Origin of the sequence: Sporosarcina sp. NCCP-2222 (genome assembly GCF_023168145.1) — a bacterium.
GTDB lineage: Bacteria > Bacillota > Bacilli > Bacillales_A > Planococcaceae > Sporosarcina.
Map to the genome: position 1 here is coordinate 85,687 of NZ_BQYK01000002.1, position 20,846 is coordinate 106,532.

The 20,846-nt window shown below is 46.4% G+C and carries 21 protein-coding genes; 12 read left to right on the top strand and 9 right to left on the bottom strand.

All coding sequences use genetic code 11. The features are described 5' to 3' along the window. Positions 1–15 precede the first annotated feature (15 nt). From NCCP2222_RS04285 to NCCP2222_RS04295, 3 genes are read left to right on the top strand one after another with little or no spacing between them, the layout of a single operon-like run. A complete protein-coding gene (locus NCCP2222_RS04285) occupies positions 16–858 on the top strand; it encodes a response regulator (RefSeq protein ID WP_248509934.1) in 843 nt (280 codons plus the stop codon). After that, a complete protein-coding gene (locus NCCP2222_RS04290; RefSeq protein ID WP_248509935.1) occupies positions 855–1,898 on the top strand; it encodes a HEAT repeat domain-containing protein in 1,044 nt (347 codons plus the stop codon). Before NCCP2222_RS04285 ends, NCCP2222_RS04290 begins: the two co-directional genes overlap by 4 nt. Next, positions 1,891–3,309 (top strand): glycosyltransferase family 2 protein, encoded by a 1,419-nt coding sequence (locus NCCP2222_RS04295; protein ID WP_248510835.1) that lies wholly within the window; start codon positions 1,891–1,893, stop codon positions 3,307–3,309. Before NCCP2222_RS04290 ends, NCCP2222_RS04295 begins: the two co-directional genes overlap by 8 nt. A gap of 60 nt (positions 3,310–3,369) precedes the next feature. On the opposite strand, the gene NCCP2222_RS04300 is transcribed toward NCCP2222_RS04295, so the two are convergent. After that, positions 3,370–6,459: a hypothetical protein gene (locus NCCP2222_RS04300; protein WP_248509936.1), complete on the bottom strand. Its 3,090-nt coding sequence runs from the start codon at positions 6,457–6,459 to the stop codon at positions 3,370–3,372. A 107-nt stretch (positions 6,460–6,566) separates the two neighbouring features. Then, complete coding sequence (gene putP, locus NCCP2222_RS04305) at positions 6,567–8,051, bottom strand: sodium/proline symporter PutP (RefSeq protein ID WP_248509938.1); 1,485 nt, start codon at positions 8,049–8,051, stop codon at positions 6,567–6,569. A gap of 157 nt (positions 8,052–8,208) precedes the next feature. Here putP and NCCP2222_RS04310 point away from each other — a divergent pair, with 157 nt between their 5' ends. Both NCCP2222_RS04310 and NCCP2222_RS04315 read left to right on the top strand, forming a co-directional pair. Next, positions 8,209–8,679, top strand: coding sequence for a nucleoside deaminase (locus tag NCCP2222_RS04310; protein ID WP_248509940.1), 471 nt, complete (start codon positions 8,209–8,211; stop codon positions 8,677–8,679). A 50-nt stretch (positions 8,680–8,729) separates the two neighbouring features. Further along, positions 8,730–9,095, top strand: coding sequence for a DUF2188 domain-containing protein (locus tag NCCP2222_RS04315; RefSeq protein WP_248509942.1), 366 nt, complete (start codon positions 8,730–8,732; stop codon positions 9,093–9,095). Positions 9,096–9,159: 64 nt separating this feature from the next. Here the strand turns inward: NCCP2222_RS04315 and NCCP2222_RS04320 are convergent, their stop codons facing one another. Both NCCP2222_RS04320 and NCCP2222_RS04325 read right to left on the bottom strand, forming a co-directional pair. Next, the gene (locus tag NCCP2222_RS04320) at positions 9,160–10,800 is read right to left on the bottom strand and encodes an AMP-binding protein (RefSeq protein ID WP_248509944.1); all 1,641 of its coding nucleotides are present in this window, start codon (positions 10,798–10,800) and stop codon (positions 9,160–9,162) included. Between the two features lie 131 nt (positions 10,801–10,931). Continuing rightward, the gene (locus NCCP2222_RS04325; RefSeq protein ID WP_248510837.1) at positions 10,932–12,467 is read right to left on the bottom strand and encodes an FMN-binding glutamate synthase family protein; all 1,536 of its coding nucleotides are present in this window, start codon (positions 12,465–12,467) and stop codon (positions 10,932–10,934) included. A 108-nt stretch (positions 12,468–12,575) separates the two neighbouring features. Here NCCP2222_RS04325 and nfsA point away from each other — a divergent pair, with 108 nt between their 5' ends. From nfsA to NCCP2222_RS04350, 5 genes are all read left to right on the top strand, one after another. Then, positions 12,576–13,307: an oxygen-insensitive NADPH nitroreductase gene (gene nfsA, locus NCCP2222_RS04330; protein ID WP_248509946.1), complete on the top strand. Its 732-nt coding sequence runs from the start codon at positions 12,576–12,578 to the stop codon at positions 13,305–13,307. Positions 13,308–13,315: 8 nt separating this feature from the next. Next, positions 13,316–13,687: a hypothetical protein gene (locus NCCP2222_RS04335; RefSeq protein ID WP_248509947.1), complete on the top strand. Its 372-nt coding sequence runs from the start codon at positions 13,316–13,318 to the stop codon at positions 13,685–13,687. Between the two features lie 82 nt (positions 13,688–13,769). After that, complete coding sequence (locus NCCP2222_RS04340; RefSeq protein WP_248509948.1) at positions 13,770–14,939, top strand: class I SAM-dependent methyltransferase; 1,170 nt, start codon at positions 13,770–13,772, stop codon at positions 14,937–14,939. 156 nt (positions 14,940–15,095) lie between these two features. Beyond that, positions 15,096–15,422, top strand: a complete 327-nt coding sequence (locus NCCP2222_RS04345) for a nucleoside triphosphate pyrophosphohydrolase (RefSeq protein ID WP_248509949.1) — start codon at positions 15,096–15,098, stop codon at positions 15,420–15,422. 31 nt (positions 15,423–15,453) lie between these two features. Then, on the top strand, positions 15,454–15,648 hold the full coding sequence (locus tag NCCP2222_RS04350) for a hypothetical protein (RefSeq protein WP_248509950.1): 195 nt from the start codon (positions 15,454–15,456) through the stop codon (positions 15,646–15,648). 51 nt (positions 15,649–15,699) lie between these two features. Here the strand turns inward: NCCP2222_RS04350 and NCCP2222_RS04355 are convergent, their stop codons facing one another. The 5 genes from NCCP2222_RS04355 to NCCP2222_RS04375 form a co-directional block, all read right to left on the bottom strand. Next, positions 15,700–16,254, bottom strand: a complete 555-nt coding sequence (locus NCCP2222_RS04355; RefSeq protein WP_248509951.1) for an integrase — start codon at positions 16,252–16,254, stop codon at positions 15,700–15,702. Between the two features lie 138 nt (positions 16,255–16,392). Then, a complete protein-coding gene (locus NCCP2222_RS04360) occupies positions 16,393–16,956 on the bottom strand; it encodes a hypothetical protein (protein WP_248509952.1) in 564 nt (187 codons plus the stop codon). 4 nt (positions 16,957–16,960) lie between these two features. Then, positions 16,961–17,530 carry a hypothetical protein gene (locus NCCP2222_RS04365; protein ID WP_248509953.1) on the bottom strand — a complete coding sequence of 190 codons (570 nt, stop codon included), beginning with the start codon at positions 17,528–17,530 and terminating at the stop codon, positions 16,961–16,963. Beyond that, entirely contained in the window at positions 17,527–18,156 is a 630-nt protein-coding gene (locus tag NCCP2222_RS04370; protein ID WP_248509957.1) for a tetratricopeptide repeat protein, read from the bottom strand. Before NCCP2222_RS04370 ends, NCCP2222_RS04365 begins: the two co-directional genes overlap by 4 nt. A 21-nt stretch (positions 18,157–18,177) precedes the next feature. Next, complete coding sequence (locus NCCP2222_RS04375) at positions 18,178–18,852, bottom strand: Dph6-related ATP pyrophosphatase (protein ID WP_248509958.1); 675 nt, start codon at positions 18,850–18,852, stop codon at positions 18,178–18,180. A gap of 329 nt (positions 18,853–19,181) precedes the next feature. Here NCCP2222_RS04375 and NCCP2222_RS04380 point away from each other — a divergent pair, with 329 nt between their 5' ends. Together NCCP2222_RS04380 and rsiV are read left to right on the top strand one after the other, a co-directional pair. Then, positions 19,182–19,679: an RNA polymerase sigma factor SigV gene (locus tag NCCP2222_RS04380; protein WP_248509959.1), complete on the top strand. Its 498-nt coding sequence runs from the start codon at positions 19,182–19,184 to the stop codon at positions 19,677–19,679. Further along, entirely contained in the window at positions 19,676–20,551 is an 876-nt protein-coding gene (gene rsiV, locus NCCP2222_RS04385) for an anti-sigma-V factor RsiV (RefSeq protein ID WP_248509960.1), read from the top strand. Before NCCP2222_RS04380 ends, rsiV begins: the two co-directional genes overlap by 4 nt. Positions 20,552–20,846: the final 295 nt, after the last annotated feature.

The following is a 20,846-nucleotide window of genomic DNA, read 5'->3' on the forward strand; positions in this document are numbered from 1 at the left end:
AAGGAAGGTGTTTGCATGGATACTCCCTTTGTTCTTCATATCAGTGGTTCGTTATCGGAAACCGAGTGGTTATCAGAATTTATGGACTCGGAGCAGCTCCCTGGCGCAACGGTAAAGTCAATCAAAGATGGCCTGGACCGCCTCGATGTCCTGCATCCATCCGTCATTTTACTTTCTCTTCCATCTACAGCTGCTATGACATTGCTTTCAGAAATTAACGAGCTGGCTGACCAAGCATTGAAACGCCTGATCCCATTGCTCATTATCGGAGATCCGCCGTCGGACTTTGGCAAGGAGAAATTATTCGAACAAGGAGCTTTCGATTTCGTAGTCCGTCCTTTGGATCAGCAAGCATTTCACCATCTTTTGCAAACAAGAATCGCTTTTAAACGAAAAGTGGACCAACTCTTATCTTCACGCAAACATTCTGATGATAACCTAGCGCAACCTCTATCTTCCCGGACAGTAGAAATTATTCTAATCGACGATGATCCGATTGCATTAGAAATAATGAAGCAACAATTTTCCACCTTACAAATAGAAGATAGCGAGGTAAAGATTATCACATTTAAGAATGGCGCAGACTTCGTTGCCGCCGATTGGTATGATCCAAAACATTATTACGCCATCATCTTGGATGGCATCATGCCAAAGATGACCGGGTTTGAAGTACTATCCCATATCCGATCTGCCTATTCAAATAAAAACATTCTTATTTTCATGTTGACGTCCCGATCGGGTTCATTGGACATGGAGCATGCATTAGAAGCCGGTGCAGATGACTACATCACCAAGCCGTTCCGGCCCAAAGAAGTGGCGCTCCGCGTCCGGCGGCTTATGACGAGGTTATTCAAATGAATGTAGACTTTTCGATTATTGGTTGGACCATCAGCATTTTAGCAGCCCTGCAAGTCATCCTTCTCGCCATACTGATTTGGCGCAAAGTGCTACGAAATCGAAAGGAACGGAAGGAACAGCAACGCTATGCCGAATTGCTTCCAGAATTCGTCTCGTATTTATATGGTGAGTCAGCATTGGACGTCGCTAAACTGAAAACTGATTATCGGGTTGCACAACGATTGGCTAGCGATATTATGTCTTCCACGCGTGACGAAGCCATTCAAGAGAAAGTACGTTCAACCGCTTTCGCTGCTTTGCAAAAACCTTATGAACGTGCATTGGAAGACCCCTCATGGCCTGTCCGCATGAATGTGCTGTATTATGTCCAATCGTTCCAAATGAAAGGGCTTGCCCCTCTCTTGCAAACCAAGTTTCAGAAGATGCCCTTGTGGAATGAAGAGAAAAAACAGATGGCCCGCACACTTGCTTCTCTTGGCGATACCTCCATACTGCCCGCTGTCTATTCAGGAAGTCAGCATTCGCAGAAATTTTACCGGGATGTCTTATTGCGCTTTCCCGCAGAAGCCGACTTACAGTTGCTCGCCTTTTATGAGGAGACCGACAATCCATCCTATCAATGCGCCTATTTGCAACGGATCGGTGACCGAGAAGCACAGGAGCAGATCGCTCAGGTGGAATCGGCATTGGCAAGTGATCTCACTGAAGTTCGTATTCAAGCGTTAAAAACAATTGGCAACCTGTACTATATGCAAGCACCGGAGCTGTTACGCCCGTTTTTCTTTTCGACCCATTGGCAAGAGCGGATGTTGGTCGCTCAAACTGTCCGGAAACTTGACATACACGAGTTTTCGGAAGAGCTCGGCCGAATACTCGGCGATTCCGAATGGTGGGTCAGGTATGCTGCCGCAGAAACAATTCTGGAAGTAGAGGGGGCTGAGAAATTGGCGTACTACGTGAAGAACCATCCGGATTCCTTCGCCCGTGACATGGCAAGTCAATGGCTCAGTACGGAAAGCAGGTCGAATGCGTATGCATAATGCACTCTTTATCGCACTCAGCAGTTTATCGGCTTTTGTCATTATTTTCATGGCAGGGACAGCACTCAGCTATCTATTTCTTTTCCTGTCCTCCATGCGGAAAGTAATGCGGGAAGGCAAACTGGAGAAACGGTCCATTTTAGATGATCTTTCGTTGAAGGATCGGACCTACCCGGTGTCCATCCTCGTGCCTGCCTACAATGAGGAAGTAGGCGTCATTTCTACTGTTCGATCACTATTGACTTTGGATTACCCGGAATATGAAATTGTCGTCATTGACGACGGCTCCAAAGACCAGACATTGACCAAGCTAATCAGCGTTTTCCAGATGAGACAAGTGAATCATGCAACAAGGCTCACACTTCCCTCAAAACCCATCAAAGGCGTTTACCAATCGGCGGCTTATCCTACAGTGAAAGTGATTTCAAAAGAAAATGGCGGGAAAGCAGATGCCCTTAATTGCGGAATCAACGCCTCCGTCTATCCGTATTTTTGCGCGATCGACGGCGATTCCATTTTAGAGCAGGACGCGCTAATGAAAACAATGAAACCGATTATCGATTCGGAAGAGGAAGTCATTGCAGTAGGCGGTTCCGTCCGTATCGCGAACGGCATTACCATTTCGCGCAGCCAAGTTGAAAAGATAGATTTGCCACATAAGCCAATCGTCATTATGCAAATCATAGAATATTTGCGTGCATTTTTGATTGGACGCCTCGGTTTCAGCCGATTCAATCAGCTGCTGATCGTCTCAGGAGCATTCGGATTGTTCAATAAAGGCGCTGTCATCCAGGCCGGCGGCTATACAGAAGGCCTAATCGGGGAAGACATGGAACTGATCGTCCGGCTTCATCGGGTGAATATCGAAAACAAACTGAAGAAACGGATTGAGTATATCCCGGATCCCGTCTGCTGGACAGAAGCGCCGGACACATTCAGCGTATTGCGAAAACAACGTGTGCGCTGGCAGCGAGGGCTTGCCGAAACATTGCTGGCTCACAAGAAAATGTTGTTCAATCCAGCCTATGGTGCTGTGGGGTTGGTGACCTTCCCTTATTTCCTATTTGTCGAATTGCTCGGCTCTGTTGTGGAACTGATTGGATTCCTGATTATTATTATCGGTGTCTTTTTTGATATTCTGAATCCCGTAATTGTAGGGACAATCTTTGCCGTTTCCCTCCTTTATGGCTCGTTCATATCCTCTCTCGCAGTTCTGCTGGAGGAACTGACTTTGCATAAATACCCGAAAGTCCGGCACCTGATTGTTTTGTTCGTCTGGGCTCTGACCGAATCACTTTGGTATCGCCCGCTGCTCGTTCTATGGCGAATCGAAGGGCTGCTGAATACGTTCAAGAAAAAGGCAGAGTGGGGGAACATGGAACGTAAAGGCATTTCATCAAATGAAGGCTAATTGGTTATCATGAAAAAATAGCACAAAGGAAACCCCGTCACACAACGACGGGGTTTCCTTTTATTCGATCGATTTAAAAAGCTGTTGCAAGATCGTGTAGGATTGCTTCAGGCGTTCTGTATGTGGTGGTTCTTCCCAAGTGTCCCACGTATACCGGTAGCCATCTTTTGCGTCAGGCGCTAGTTGAAGCAGTTTCTCCTTTTCATTCACGGCAGCCAAATATACACCGATATCGTCAATGCTCCGGCTACTGGCTAGGCCGTCCCCGCCGTATAAATTCCCCATTACTTCCCGCTGGCTCGGATCTTTAAAGTTCAGTAGAAGCCATGGCAACCGGACTTCCAATACTCTACCGTCCTCTGAAACCGCAAAGTCAGTCAGGGAATTGTACGATGCGGAATCCGAATTTCCATTGCCAAACTGCAGCTTCCCTGTCTCGTAATAAGAAAACGGCATGACTTCTCCCGTGTCCGGACGTGTCGTTTCTTTATTCAAGGCGAAGCGGATCGGATGAAACATCCCATCTCCTTGTTTCGGTAATGGACCATCCTTTTTCAACATATTCAGCTCGACGCCATACATGTAATAGAAAGGATCATACGCTGCTTGCACAAATGCCTTGCTGTCATATTTGGACGTCAAGCTGATATGGAAATCAGCTGTCGGTTCCGCCAGCTCCACACCGGGCAACTGATTGGATGAACGGCTTCCCTGTTCCGGAGCAGTATCCAATAGAAAATGAGCCTCGGTATCCTCCAGCCAGCGGCCCGCACCTTTTTTCAAATCCGCTCGTAAATAAAGATAGGCTTCATCATGATGGACATACATTTTCTCGATTTTGTCTTCAGATGATTCAAAGGCAGGAGCAATCCCCTTCCAATCGTCTGTCTCCCCATCCACACGGATCGATAGCGTATTAAAGCTAAGCAAGCCGAAGTTCTGTTCATTCGTTTGGACATTCGACCAGAACGGACGCCTGTCTGGATCATCCAGATCCATCGTGTTCCATGTACGTTTAAACCATTCATCCTGCCATGTAAAAACGAGACCGCCCATCAATCCCTCCTGAACGATATCTTCATAGAGCCTGCTTAAAATTTGTCCCTGCTCCTTTTCGGAATGAAAGCCTTGGTTCCAGCCATTCACATTCTCATGTGTCATCCCACGGGAAGCCGGCATCCCAAATTCAGCAATTAAAATCGGCGTTTTAGTTGATTGATGTAAATCGTTCAAATAGCCTGCATAGTTGTTCTTTTCACCACGATGATCAATAAACTCAGTATACTTTTTCTCCAAATTCAAGAAATCCGGATAATAGGGATATACGTGATAGGAAGCGAACATCCCTGCCTCCTGTTCCTCCCGGATAAATTCGATATGGTCAGGATGAATGCTGGCCATATCTTCCTGTTCGCTCGGCTCGGCCGGCTGTTCCAGGTGATCCGTTGTCACCCAATTCGTATAGCTGATCGGCCGGGTCCAGCCGTACGTATCTGCCTCGTAGGATAACAAATCGTCCATTCGTTCCGCGAGCCAAAGCTCAAACCCTTCTCCCGCATTCGTGCGAATATGCTTTCCTTCGTACTGAGGACGTTCGGCGTACACCTCTTTCATATTGGCGACCATATGGGGATACCACTCAATCCCGATGACCCATCCAGAGACATATTCTGATACATCGGATCCGTAGACACCGGATGCATGACCTGGAAGGGGCTTCACAGTTGCATTCCCATGAATGACATCGGCAATCCGTTTCATCTCTTCCTCAAACGTTTGGACAATCTCAGGCGTGTATGCATCCAGCGTCTCCTCCAGAGGTGCTTCGTCCGCCCAAACCCCATGCAGGACATAGAGCTTTTGTTCATGAGATTCGTTGTACTCCAGCAACGCATCATAGAAGGCAGGCGGATGCAAAGTGTACACCCGGATCGTATTGGCATTCATTTCTCCGATTTGCTTGAACCATCTGCTATATTCCTCTTTCGTGATAGCTGCCTCTCCTGGAAATGAACCCGGCCGTCCCATGCCGATGTTGACTCCTTTCACCGTCATTGGCTTCCAAATTCCATTTTGAAACACTTCAAACTTGCCTTCTTCAATCCGGGAAGAATAGGTTAAGCCAGATGCAGTCTTCTCAAGCGCTTTATTCTCTTTCTTTTTTGGAGCCTCCTTATCCAAGTGGCCTTTCAGGATCGCTTGCATGACCGGCACATATGTCCGCCAGAAAAATGAACGATCTGACGAAGAATCAAAGCTGGAAATCCATTGGTGCATTTTTGCATATCCAGCATATTGATAAATGGACGGAACCTCTTCCACTGTACTGAACTCACCTGACAAATAATAATTTCCTCTTCTTTGCACAATTGCCGGGAAGCTTGCAGGAAGCCCGGCTGCTATTGCCTGTTCTTTTCCTTTCGGAGTAAGACCTAGCGAAAACTCCGCCATGGTCTCCCCCTCATCCCCGATTGTTTCCACCACGTCGAACCACCCTTCGTAGATAGGGCTTTCCGTAATACCAAAAACCGTTTTCCCTTTTTCGGTAAAACGCAGGATGTTTCCTGCACTTTCTATATCCCCTTTGTCCTCTGAAAACACAACGACTTCTTCTGTGTTTTCATTCACAAACAAGTAGCCTGGCCCCGTAAATGACCATAATTGGCCGGATGTCTTTTCGTAACCGCCGACGGACCAATCAGGCAAATCCTCATTGCTTTTGGATAAATCCTTCATATAGCGGCCATTCCAACCCGTCTGGCGAATGCCGACCAACTCGGAGGCAGCCGATTGACTATTAGAATCTATACCAGACGACAGCGAATCGAATTCAAAGACGACTGTAGCATTTCGTTTACTCATTGCTGTCCTGATTCCATTTAACATATCCACGTCAAGCGGCATAGCTTGGTCAGTTGTAGAAGGCACATAAATAACGTCCGCCTCCTCAAAATCCGCTGCATCCTTTACCCGTTCCTGTCCGGAAATCTTCATATAACGCAAGAGCCACGATATCCCTTGAACAGATGCTTCTTCCCCGGATGGTTCCCAAACTGCAAACTTTATTTTTTTATCAGATTGGACTTGCCAAATGAACCAGGGCAACAGAACAATCACCAGTACCACGGCACCAATTTTCAAGTATTTCACGCATGCACCTTCTCTCATAAACTTCCATACTCGTATCATACCAAGTAGTCATACTCCATGAAAGAAATTGCACAAAAAAAGACCGTCACTTTGGACGGTCTTTTTACTTATCTTTCCTTCTCAAGCAAATCCAATGCCTCTGAGAATTCCTTATTGATTTCCTTGTTAGGACGATACGTGAGCAAACTGACGACCACTGTAACGATCAGACAGATTGCAAAGCCTGGAACAATTTCATATAGCATATCTGACAATGCTTTAATGTTGCCCCACACGCCCACCGTAATCGCTCCTGCAACCATACCCCATAATGCGCCGGCTGCAGTAATTTTACGCCAGTACAACGATAGGATAATGATCGGACCGAACGCCCCACCAAAACCAGCCCATGCAAATGAAACGAGCTTCAAGATGGATTCTTTATTCGGCCAAGCAAGCGCCATCGCGATAAGTGATACGACTAGGACTGCCATTCGACCAAGGAAGACATACTGTTTGTCTGAAGCGTCCGTTTTAATAACTGCCTTGTATAAGTCTTCAATCAAAGCGGAAGAGGTTACGATCAATTGAGATGATATCGTACTCATAACAGCTGCAAGAACCGCAGCTAACATGATTCCTGCAATGAAAGGATGGAAAATGATTTGACCGAGGGAAATGAAAACTGTTTCTGCATCGACCAATTCCACATTCGCATTTTGATGATAGTAGGCAATTCCAACTAAAGCAGTTGCAATCGCTCCGAACAAGCTAAGAATCATCCAGCCAATACCGATACGTCGGGCGCTCTTCGTTTCCTTAACGGATTTGATGGCCATGAAACGCACGATTATATGCGGCTGTCCGAAATAGCCGAGACCCCATGCAACGGAAGAAATAACTCCGACGACCGTGACCCCTTTGACAAGGCTCAGCAAGTCAGGATTCACTTCCCGGATTGTTGCCGTTGTCTCCGGTATGCCTCCTGTAATGAAAACGCCTACAATCGGTACAAGCAGTAACGCTAAGAACATGATAAGACCTTGTACAAAATCAGTATAACTTACTGCTAAAAATCCTCCAAACAGGGTATAAGCGATAACAACAGCGGAAACAATCAACAGTCCGGCATGGTAATTAAGTCCGAAAGAACTCAAGAAAAATTTACCGCCAGCAACCATTCCGGATGAAACATAAAATGTGAAGAAAACTAAAATGATAATACCGGATGCAATCCGCAATAATCTGGATTTGTCCTTTAGGCGATTCTCCAAGTAACTGGGGATTGTAATGGAATCATTGGAAACTTGTGTATACGCACGAAGTCGAGGTGCAACCAATAGCCAGTTCAAGTAGGCACCGATTGTCAACCCTACCGCGATCCAAGCTTCACCAAGTCCGTGCAGATAAATAGCACCAGGCAATCCCATGAGCAACCAGCCGGACATATCGGCAGCTCCCGCACTCAATGCTGTAACAGCTGGACCTAGAGAGCGGCCGCCTAGCATGTAATCCGTCAAATTTGCTGTCCGTCTGAATGAATACCAGCCGATAAACAGCATCGCCGCCATGTACAAAATAATGGCGATGAGTTGATATACATCATTTGACATAGAATCTCCCCTTTCTTATTTAATTTATCATATCATTGTCAACACAAAAAGAAAGCAGGAATTTTCTGCTCTGTCCCGAATAGTATGGATGACAAAATATTTATTATTCCGTAGTATTTCCCGGGAAATGCTGACTATTCGACAGGAGGTTTTTATATTGACACACGAGGATTGGTTATCCAAGACTATTGAAATGGCAGTGGAAAATGTAAAGAAGGGAGGCGGCCCTTTTGCCGCTATCGTAGTGCGGAACGGCAAGATCATCGGCAAAGGGACTAATCAGGTACATGTCCTGCATGACCCATCCGCTCACGCAGAAATGTCGGCAATTCGCGAAGCATGCGAAGCACAGCAATCGATTGATTTGTCGGATTGCGTCCTGTATACGAGCGGCGAGCCCTGCCCTATGTGCTTAGGAGCAGCGTATTGGTCGACTGTCGGTCGCATCTATTATGCATGCGACAAACAAGAAGCGTCTGAGGAAGCCGGTTTTCCAAACCCGCTGGAACGCTATTTTACCGACCAACAATTACCTGGTGAACAACGGCTTGTCCCCTTTATCCAAGTAGCATGCGAAAATGCACTTGAACCATTTTCCGAATGGCAAAAGGCTACGGAGCGCAAATAGGTTTACAGAAAGAGTGTATCGGGAATTGGCTCGTAAAGGAGGCGATGTATATGCCATGGGACGAGCAAGATTACCCCGCATCATTTAAGAATTTGGATAAAGAGGTACGCCATAAAGCAATTGAAATCGCAAATGCCTTGCTAGAAGAGAAGTACGACGAAGGCCGTGCCATTGCGATCGCTATTTCAAAGGCACGGGATTATGTGCATGGAGATGACAACAGCCGGACCACATATGAGGTGAAGCCAGAAAAAGAAGACTGGATTCTGGTGGAAAAGGGCGGAGACCGTGCAATTTATAAGGAAGCTGTGAAAGAGGATCTGCTTGAGAAGGCAAAGCCCTATGTGAATGACAAAGATGGCATCTTAGCGGTTTACCATGCAGATGGCTCTCTTCAAGATACGCTTTACAAATAAAGAAGAGGCAGTCGAATGACTTTGCCTCTTCTTTATTTTGCTGTCCTTCATCATTCTCGGCTGTTTATTGGCGCATAAGCGCCTCTTCCACTGCCATCTCCCGCAACTTGAACTTTTGGATTTTACCCGAAGCCGTCATCGGATATTCCTTCGTAAACATGATGTATTTGGGTATTTTATGATATGAGATATTGCCTTTACAAAATTCCCGAACGGACGCTTCATCCAGTTTGGCCCCTTCTTTCGGAATAATCCAGGCCATCAGCTCTTCCCCGTATTTCGGATCGGGCACACCAACGATTTGCACATCTGAGATGGCAGGGTGCTGATACAAGAATTCCTCCACCTCACGCGGATAAATATTCTCCCCTCCGCGGATGATAACGTCTTTAATCCTTCCGGTAATATCGATATAACCTTCTTGATCCATGACTGCAATATCTCCTGTGTGCAGCCAGCCTTCCGAATCGATGGCGTCATGCGTTGCTTCCTCGTTGTTATAGTAGCCTTTCATCACATGATAACCCCGTGTGCACAGTTCTCCAGGAGTCCCAATCGGCACTTCTTCCCCTGTGAGCGGGTCGATGATTTTCACCTCGACATGAGGATGCGGTTTACCAACTGTTGACACACGCTTTTCAATCGGATCATCCGTCTTCGTTTGTGTGATGACCGGCGACGATTCCGTCTGGCCATAACAGATTGTAATTTCACTCGCGCCCATATCATGGATTACTTGCTTCATGACTTCAATTGGACAAGTCGAGCCAGCCATGATTCCTGTACGGAGTGAAGAGGTATCGTACTTTTTGAAGTCCGGATGGTTGAGCTCCGCGATGAACATCGTAGGAACTCCATGCAGAGCGGTACATCTTTCATCCTGAACTGCCTCCAGCACAGCCAACGGATCAAATTGCTCCACAATAACCATAGTTGTGCCATGAGTAACAGCAGCCATGGTGCCGAGCACACAGCCGAAACAGTGGAAGAACGGTACAGGAATGCACATCCGGTCTGCCTCGGACAAGTTCATATAGTCACCGATTAGTTTGCCGTTATTCACCACATTATAATGAGTCAGCATGACGCCCTTCGGGAACCCGGTTGTCCCGGAGGTATACTGAATATTAATCACATCCTGCGGATCCAACGTGTTGAATCTCGATTCTAATTCATCGTCTGATATACCGGCTGCATGTGCTAAAAACTCAGACCATTTGTAAATGCCCGGCTCTGCCCGATCTGTCATCAGAATGACCCGTTTCAGCTTCGGAAGCTTGGCACTGTGGATCCTGCCATTCCGGCTATCGAGCAGCTCAGGGCAGATCGTTCGAATAATGTCGATATAACTCGTTCCCTTAAAGCCCTCATCTAAAATTAATGTCGTTGCATCCGACTGTTTTAATAAATACTCCAGTTCTGCAGCTTGATAGTTCGTATTCACTGTGACTAACACCGCGCCCATTTTGCCAGTTGCAAACTGGCTCAGCAGCCATTCTCTCTTATTATCCGACCAAATGGCGACATGCTCTCCTTTTTGGATGCCCATGCCGATAAACGCCTTTGCCAATTCGTCTGTCTCTGTGTCGAATTGAGCGTAATTCCGCCGGATATTCAGTTCGGGATAGACATAGGCTTCCTGTTCAGGATGCATCTTAGCGCGTTCTCTTATGATTTGCCCAACAGTTTGTTTCACTAAAGACATCGTCATGCTCCCTTCCCTAAATATTTCTCCCCTTCTTTTAATATTATCATAAAGTTTAGACAAACGAAACAAAAGATTCTGAGTCTTCATAATCAAAAAGCCATTCCGCCAAATAGGCGGAATGGCTTACATTATTCAACCGGGTACACTCGGCCCCGTTCATCTTTGTATACGATATGATGGCGCTCGAGTTTTGTCGGAGAATCAAGACCGGCTGCTGCCGCAATTCGAAATAAACCTTCACGCATCGTCAAAATATAATTGGTCACACGGAATTTTTTCTCTTCGACAACCAAGCCCTTCTGCAATTTCGCATCTGTCGTCGCAACGCCGGCCGGGCAATCATTCGTATGGCAGCGCTGGGCCATAATGCAGCCGACTGAAATCATGAATCCGCGGGCTACCTGTACTAAATCCGCACCCATAGCCAGGGCAATTGCTGCTTTGTCAGGCGTCGTGATTTTGCCGGAGGCGATCACTTTCACCCGATCCCGAACTTCATATTTCCGAAGGGCATCATCCAGCAAGATGAGTGACGAACGAAGTGGCAAACCGACACTGTCTGCCAGATCCTGATAAGTGGCCCCTGAACCACCTTCCGCTCCGTCCAGTGAAATGAAGTCGGGACCTTTCCCCGTTTCCTCCATGAAAGAGGCGAGGTCTTCTGCATCCTGCTTGCCGCCAATCACAATTTTTATGCCAACCGGCTTGCCCGTGTGGTCTCGGACCTTTTCAATGAAATCAAACAACGTCGGATAATCCGAGAATTGTTTGAAACGGTTTGGACTGTTGATAGTCGTATAAGGAGTGACATTGCGGATTTTCGCAATCTCATCTGTTACCTTCTCCCCTTCCACATGGCCGCCTCGCATCTTGGCGCCTTGTGCCATTTTAATTTCAAAAGCTTTCACTTGCGGGAGTTCTGCCTTTTCAGTCAGCCGTTCCCAACTAAATTCTCCATCTTCTGTCCGGAAGCCGAATAAACCGGAACCAATTTGGGCAATAATATGAGCATCCCCCGCAAGATGATACGGTGAGAGCCCCCCCTCTCCCGTATTCATCCATGCTTCTTTCGCCATCCCAATCCCTTTTGACAGGGCGGTGATGGCATTTTGTCCGAGGGCGCCATAACTCATCGCCGACTGGCCGAGCAGACTGCGGACATGAAAAGGATGCCGGCAATCCGGCCCGATGACAATCGCATCCTCTTCCGGCAATAACCATGGCAAAGCAGGCACCTCTTCCCGATGTTCATGTCTGGAGAGAAGCCCTTCCTCGTCAATATGGTATCGCATCGTTGTAACCAGATCTTCATTGTCCACCCGCATCTCTTCATTCTGCTTCGTAAACATTGCATTGCGGATATAAAAGCCCGCCCCTTCAAAATCACGCTTGGATCCAAAACCGATGATGCCGCTTAAGTATTTCCCCGGCAGCACCATATGCAAGTACTCCGTACGGCTGAACGGCTTTCCTTCATTATCACCTTCAAATAAATATTGCCGTAGTTCAGGGCCCGCTTTTTCCGTCGTGTAACGGAGCCTCCCCAAAATCGGGTAATTCCGTAAAATCGCATGCTGCTTCTGACGCTTGTCATAGAAAAAAATAAAAATAGCTATGGAGATTGGTACGACGACAAGCACCAATACAAGTATCGTTGTTGTCATCGAAATTCCTTCCAACCAGTTCACAAGACACACCCCTTTTCAAAACATATGGTAATGTCATATACATACCCTGATTTCACAAAAATAAATGTATTTGGAGGGATAAATATGGTTATGGAACTACTCACATCACATGCATCTGTAAGAAAATACAAAGACGTACAACTGTCTGCCGAAGAAGTTCGTGATTTGATCCACGCAGGACAGCATGCTGCAAGCTCCCATTTTGTTCAAGCCTACTCTGTTATCCATGTGACAGACACGGCCAAGCGCGAGAAACTGGCGGAGCTTTCAAAGAACAAACGGCAATTTTTATCAGCCGGCGCCATCCTCATCTTTTGTGCCGACTATGCACGCTTAGAAAAAGCCGCAGCAATTCACGGCAAGACAATTAATTACTCGTTTGCTGAAAATCTGCTTGTTGGTTCTATCGATGTCGCCCTCTTCGCCCAAAACGTCGCCATTGCCGCTGAATCAAAAGGATATGGCATCTGCTACATTGGCGGTGTTCGGAATGCACCCGAAGAAATCAGCGAGCTGCTCGGCCTGCCAAAAGGTGTCGCTCCCATGTTCGCCATGTCTATCGGCGTACCCGACGAAGCGAATGAAGTAAAACCAAGACTGCCGGTGGAAGCCATCATCCATGAAAACAGCTACGATGCTTCCAAATATGATGATCTCCTGCCAGCTTATGACCAAACGATGCACGACTATTACTTGCACCGGGGTTCCAACCAAAAGGACACGGCTTGGAGCCAGCAGATGGCAGAGTTCCTCCACGAACCGAAACGGACATATATGAGGGAGTTTTTGAAGAAGCGCGGATTTGAGATGAAATGAGGAAAGCTTTGGCGATGCTGTTTGGCATTATGCTACTTGTATCCGCATGCACCAAAGAATTATCGATACAAGAAGTACAACCTGAAAAGGCTGACCCCAAAGTGCTGGAATCAATTCAACCAGCCACCTCTGAAAGCGTTCAAATGCTTACCGATCAACAGAAAGGGCACTATGTTGTCGTTTATGCGTATAGTCCGGTCACCCTGTCGGTTAATGAAGAGGGGACTACCCTCAAAATTCACATAAAGAGCAGTGAAGAAGATGAGACAGAAATGGTGAAACGCTATATTTTCAAATTAACTACAAATCGTGACTATGACACCATCCAGCTCTACCGTAATGCGAAGGAAATTCCTTTTGACCACATTACATCTTATTAATAAGCATGCAAGGGGTTAGCAATTGCTGGCCCCTTTTGCTATTCTGTGGATACAGAATTTGACCATAAAGGAGTCAACCTCAATGGAATTTGAACAATTGATCAACGAACTGGCGGAACGGCTGTCAAACGGCCAACTGATTCGGGCAACCGCCAGCCAGCCTCGCCATAAATCGGAAGGCTTGGCTAAAGTAAAGCTCAAGCCAGTTGAAATAAAAAACGAACTGCATATCCAATTCGAATATCACTATGAACGGATCCTCAAGCATGAAAACGTAAAAATTGCCGATATTCGTACTGCACTTCAACAGCTGATGGAGCAATTCAAGCAAATGCAAGCCGAATTTACTGAGGAGAATGTACATATTCAGCTATCCAAAAAATTCAAGGTCTCTTGGAAATCAGAAAAAACAACGGAACGCAAGGTGGCGGATCTGTCCCATAACCGAAAGAAAAATTACTTATTGGATGAATTCACTCCTTATCCGTTCCTGATCCGGTTAGGCGTACAGACAGCAGAAGGCAAAGTGAAAAAGCAGAAGTATGATAAATTCCGCCAAATCAATCGCTTTATTGAATTTATTGACGATGCGCTCGAGCACTTGCCAAAGGACCGAACGGTACGGATTCTAGATTTCGGCTCCGGGAAGTCCTATCTCACTTTCGCCCTGTATCATTATTTGCATATCGAAAAAGGGCTCGACATCCGCGTCACGGGACTCGATCTAAAAAAGGAAGTCATTGAAGAATGCAACCGTATCGCCCAGGACCTCGATTACAAACAGCTGGAGTTCCTCGTCGGGGATATTAATGATTACAACGAAGAAACAGCGGTTGACATGGTCGTCACGTTGCATGCGTGCGATGTCGCAACGGATATGGCCCTTGCCCGTGCAGTGAAATGGGGAGCCGAAGTCATTTTAAGCGTTCCGTGCTGCCAGCATGAACTCTTTTCACAAGTGGCCGCTCCTGAACTGGACGTCATGCTCCAGCATGGATTGATTAAAGAACGTTTTTCCGCACTTGCAACCGATTCGATTCGGGCTGAACTACTCAACCTAGTCGGTTACGATGCCCAGTTGCTCGAATTCATTGATTTGGCACATACGCCTAAGAATATCCTGATCCGTGCCTATCGGACCCGCAAGACACCGACAAGCGCAGACGTTGGCCGGTATGAAGCTTTCCGCGACATGCTTCACGCCAAACCGTTTCTTGAAAAGGAATTAAAGGAGTATGGGTTCCTGTCTTGAGGTCTTCTGATGATAACTTGCCGGCACAAGTTGACCTGCTACAGTACTGTTAAGTATTCAATTAAATAGAGTTCCCTAATACATTGCGATTGGTGAAGGAGCATACATTCCCTTTGTCGAATGTAGGCAATAGCCTAATGGAATAGGAGTGGTATTATGCCGACATACAATAAACTTGTTCGAGATTTCATTCCAAAAATCATTCAGGATGCCGGCCAAGCATGTCATACCCGCATCCTCGGTGAAGAGGAGTACATAACGGAACTGAACAAGAAAATGCACGAAGAACTGGCCGAATACGAAGCTGCCGAAAATGCCGAGGATGCCATCGAGGAATTGGCAGATTTACTCGAGCTTATTCACGCAGCGGCTTCTTTTCATGAAATTACATTTGAGGAGCTGGAAAAGATCCGTGCGCAAAAAGCAGAGAAGCGTGGCGGTTTCGAAGAACGGATTTTCTTGACGAATGTAGAGGAATTGTAAACAGAAATAGTTCAGATAAGGAATGAAGCAGTTGGAGAGACGATTATTTTACGCCATGCTAGGGATGTTGCTCTTTTTCATTATCGGTACAGTTTTAGCGGTAATTGAGCAATATTCATTTCTTATTAAAATGCATTCGGCAGGCATCATCATCACCGTACTCTCTTCTTGGATTCATTTTAAAAGAATGAAAAAGGATGAGGCTTCCCGCCCTAGTTCTACCTGACCCAAAAGACCGTCGCCGGTTAGCCGGCAGACGGTCTTTTGGGAATAATAATTAAATAATAGCCAATGAATCCTGCGTAACTTTCCTTTCTTGATAGACGGCCAAATCCTTTTCGTAGGACGTCTGGTAGGATGCCATACTATGCTCCTTCACCTTCAAGAAATCCTGCCAATCAATAATTTCATAGTAACGGTTCAACAGTTCTGCATTCGCCCAAGCCGTCTCTTCAAAGACGATATCCCGCTCATGCTCTTCAATCAGCATCTCCATGAACGGCAAATCTCGATCTCGTTTTTCGGCACAAGCCTGTTTCTTCGCTTTAATAATTTCCACAGCGCGGTCCAACGAGGCAAGCAAGGCATCCCGGTCCATTCCATGGCCGAGTTCATGGATCGTCAATGTGCGGATATACGTTTCGAAAGGCATCGATTCAAGAATCTCCCCATACGCCTTTCGTATGCGTTCCATATCGATCAGGATTTCATGTTTGATAAAATCATACATCATATTGACCCCTGTCGCTTCCTGCTTTACCGCGACCTCCATTTCCACATCTCGAATCGTTTGTTCCACTAAATCTTGAATCTGCCGAGCTGGTCTTCTCATTCTCTCCCCTGACTTCCTTTTTAATGTTTCACAGTCTCTTGCAGTGGGTATATAAACTAGTTAATAAAAACCAAGAAGTTCATTATATGAAAATAAAAAAAGGCTTTCAAGCAGACGGGCGCTTGGTCGCTCGCCACGCTAGTCAGCCTTCTTCTTCCGTTCAACTTTCAACAGAAAGAGTCGACCGTTCTCCTTTAGTGGCTCTACGCCAGGAGCCCGCTTCGGCACAACGAAGATCCGGCCATCTTGTGAGCCGGCCCAGAAAGCTAGATAGATCGGCTTATCCAGGTGAAGCTGTTTTTTTCCATTATGGAGTGTATCCCCTCCATAACTGTTATACAGCCCATCTAGGATCACCAATTCCATTTCATCTGCTGGTCCCAGTACAATCGTTTGCTGTTCCTCAAAGATGTCATTCTCCACGATAAAGCTCATCTTTCGGTAGTCCCTCAGATTCCCTGCCAACGGAAGGATTATCGGATCATTCATCTCGTTTCCTTCGTCATATTGCTCGACTGTGAATACCAGCTCTTCCTTCTCCTCTAAGTTCCCGTAAAGTGAGAGCTGTACATTATTCTTTTTCATCGCATTGTCCGTTTCATCATCCAACATGCTCGCCTTAATGTACATCTTTCCACCCACAGCGCAGCCACTTAGCATCAGCGTCAAACTCATTAAGACAGATAACTGTAGTTTTTTCACTGCCTCACTCCCGGTTCATATTGGACCACTTTTGGCGTTCCACCTTCACGAGATAACATTGCTTGTTTTTTAGTAATGAAGCATATCCTTCTTCATTTGGAGAGGAATAATGAAATGTCCCATCGTCTGATCCGAGCCAATATGCGATATAAACAGATTCCTCAAGCGGAATATCGAACTTGCCCTTGAGCATCGTTCCGATAGCACCGTATTTGGTAGTCCCGTCAATTGTTATAGAGGTGGCTTCATTCTGTTTCTGGAAGGAAAACGTCAAACGATCTTGCTCGCTGTCACTTGTTAAACCGAACCATATATCTGTTTTCGCTTTCAAATCCCCAAATGTCAATAATGAGTCCCCTAGGCTTTGCCCATCTCTGTAATATTCTATCGTGAAAACATACGTTTCGCCTTCCGGTAGCTTTCCTTCTATTCGAAAAGGAATGACGTCAGTGGCTTCCATTGTTTCGTCTGCCTGCACGGTTTCCAGTTGAATTGTGGAATATCCCGATCCTTGACATGCGCCAACTGTGTGCAGTATAAGCACCAATAAACAAAGGAACAGGACCCGCTTCACTCTGCCATACTCCTTGCCTCGGCGGTGGCCTGTGCATCTCCACCCTTTTCAAACGCTTCAGCGCTCCGGATGAAATGACTGCGCGATTGCTCCAATTCCCCTGTTTCGTTATAAGTTTGGCCAAGCCCTCGATGAGCACAGCCGATACAAATGCTACAACCGGCAAGCTCGCCTTCCTGCAAGGCTTCCTCAAAATAGCGGAACGCTTCCTGGATCCGTTTTTCAGTCAGTGCGAGGAGACCCAGCTCATAAGCGACAGCGGAAAAGCCAACGTGATTCTCAGCCAATTTTGCGTTGCGCTGCGCAAGCTCTTGAGTAAATGCCTCTTTGGCAAGATCATATGCGCCTCGCATTCGATGCACCATGCCGATTTGATGAAGTGCAATTGCTTCATCTGAAATATTGCCTTCTTCCACTGCCCAACTATGCAGTTTCTCATAGCATGCCAGTGCCTCAGCCCACTCTTCCTTCATCGCAAGGGCAAAGCCAAGTCCATGCAACGCACTCTGTTCGTCCTCTCTGTTTTCCGCCTGCTCCAGACATTGCCGGTAAATCGATTCACTCTCCTCTAGTTTGCCTTCGTCAAAAAGCCGAAACGCTTCCCCCAGCGCTTGTTTGACGTCCATTCCCCCTCCACCTTCCTATCGTTATGCTTCCAGCTGCACTTCCAGAAATACATAGCCGTCCCGTTCATGTTGCTGTTTAAACATAATTGGCACCCGCTTGCTAAAGATCGGCCCATCGACGACAACGGTATGAAATTCACCTGACTCCCCACAAGCATCAATGCCGAGTGCCTCCAGTTCATCCATCAGTTCAAGTGTAAATTCTCGGCCTATGAATTCTGCAGGCATCATTTTTGTATTCACTACCACAATATATGCTTCAAATCCGGCTTGAACGAATTCTTCGAGCAATGCCCTGCGCGGCTCCATCCATAACGGATGTACAGCCTCCATTCCGACCTTGGCGCACGTCTGCTGCACCCACTTCAGATGGTCCTCCAGATCAATGTCACCGAAGACACCTGTCGAAACGCCATCGTCGACACATTCTTTCATCGCATCGAGAAATTGTGCTTCGTAGCCATTCCAGTCAGCGCCCCGTGTCATGAATGGCACCCCAATGCTCTCCGCTTGCGCCCGCACGACCGCAAATGGCAACGCATGTGATTTGGAACGCTCCTCATCCGTTTCAAACATCGTCCACATCCGTTTCGGTTCGCCCCCTGCCTCGACTGCTCGATAAAAAGCAAGTGCCGAATCCTTTCCGCCGCTCCACGAGGCGACAAATGGCTGATTGTCCAACTTTAAATCCTTCATCTTTTGCTCATCTCCTATTTCATAAGTTCATTTGCTCTTTCTCTAGTATCAGATGGAAGGGCAATCGTGTTCACTTCGCCATATCCCATTTCTGCATTTGCATGCTAAACGTCTATAATAAAGTCAGTTACACATGGCAAGAAATAGAGCGAATCTCACGTTTCCATTCTTCCCCGAGCTAATTGTAAGAAAATTATACCATGAGCCATACATTAATGATTTACTAATTACGATTTACTAACTCCAAACTATTTCCCTTCCCACTCCGTCCAACTTATTGAGACGCAAGCGCGCTGGCGTTATTTCTATAGAAGGTGATTTGATTTGTCATGACAAAAGATGAAAAGTTCAAATTGGTAGAGGATTTTATTGTGGAACACCAGCAAGCACACTACCGACTTGCTTATAGTTATGTAAAAAACAAGGACAATGCACTGGATATCGTGCAGGAATCGATCTTGAAAGCTCTCCGCTCAGTGGACCGGCTAGAGGAAGTGAAATTTCTGAAGACCTGGTTTTATCGAATTGTCGTGAATACAGCCATTGATTTCCTCCGTAAAAACGGGCGAATTTCTGTCATGGATGACGAAATCCTGGGGACACACCTTCCTGCCTCCACAGATGGCAAGGCCGATCTCGATTTGCGGGATGCAATTGATGAATTGCCAGCCGTGCATAAGACCATCATCATCTTACGCTTTTTTGAGGACCTGAAAATCGATGAAATCGCCGCTATCACGGGAGACAATGTAAACACAGTGAAAACCCGGTTATATGCGGCTTTGCGGAAGTTACGAGTGGAAATGGGAGAGGAGTACAACATATGAGTAAATTTGATGAATTAAAAAAGGAATACGAGTCTGTGGACATTCCAGAAGAGCTGGCGGGTGTAGTCAAGCGATCCATCCGTGAAGCAAAACAGGAAAAAGCAAAACGGCCAGTCATGCGGAACTGGTTGATTGGTACAGCTGCGGCGGCCGCCCTTTTCGTCGGAAGCATCAATGTCAGCCCTGATTTGGCTAAGGCCATGGCGAAAGTGCCTGTTCTCGGATCACTTGTTGAAGTGTTAACCGTCCAGCAAATTTCATTCAACGAAAAAACTTATGATGCAGACGTATCCACACCGGGCATTACAGGACTCGGTGACAAGGACTTGGAAGCGGCCTTGAATGAAAAATATTTGAAAGAAAACAAAGCATTATACGAGCAGTTCCAAAAAGACATCGCCGAACTGGAGAAAGCGGGAGGCGGCCATATGGGAATGGATGTCGGCTATGAAGTCAAAACGGACAATGACCGCATTCTATCCATCGCTCGCTATGAAGTCAACACCGTCGGTTCTTCCTCCACCGTCATGCAATATGACACAGTGGATAAGGTGGACAATATCTTGATCACCTTGCCGAGCCTCTTCAAAAACGATCAATATATCGAAGCAATTAACAACTATATTGCAGGTGAAATGAAACGGCAGATGGCAGTAGATGACAACATCTCCTACTTTACGGCAGACGATGAATACGCAGACGGCTTCACAACAATTAAACCCGATCAATCCTTCTATATTAGCGACGGAGGGAAGCTCATTATCTCCTTCGATAAATACGAAGTGGCCCCCGGCTATATGGGAATTGTAACATTCGAAATACCAACCAACGTAATTCAGGACTACCTGGTGAGCGACGTATATATTCATTGATAGCCATCCCCATGCATCACGCATGGGGATTTTTTATTGGAAGGGAGCTGGTGTTCATTGAGTAAAGGCAGGATAAGGCTCCGCCGTGTGAACTCGTTCTATCACCGGGTAAAACCCTCCAATCACCGCCTAAATCATTTCTACCACCGGGTAATCCCCGTTCTATCACCGCCTAAATCATTTCTACCACCGGGTAATCCCCGTCTATCACCGCCTAAATCATTTCTATCACCGGGTAATCCCCTTCTATCACCGCCTAAATTGAATTGATCACCGCTTCGCTACAATTCAAAAA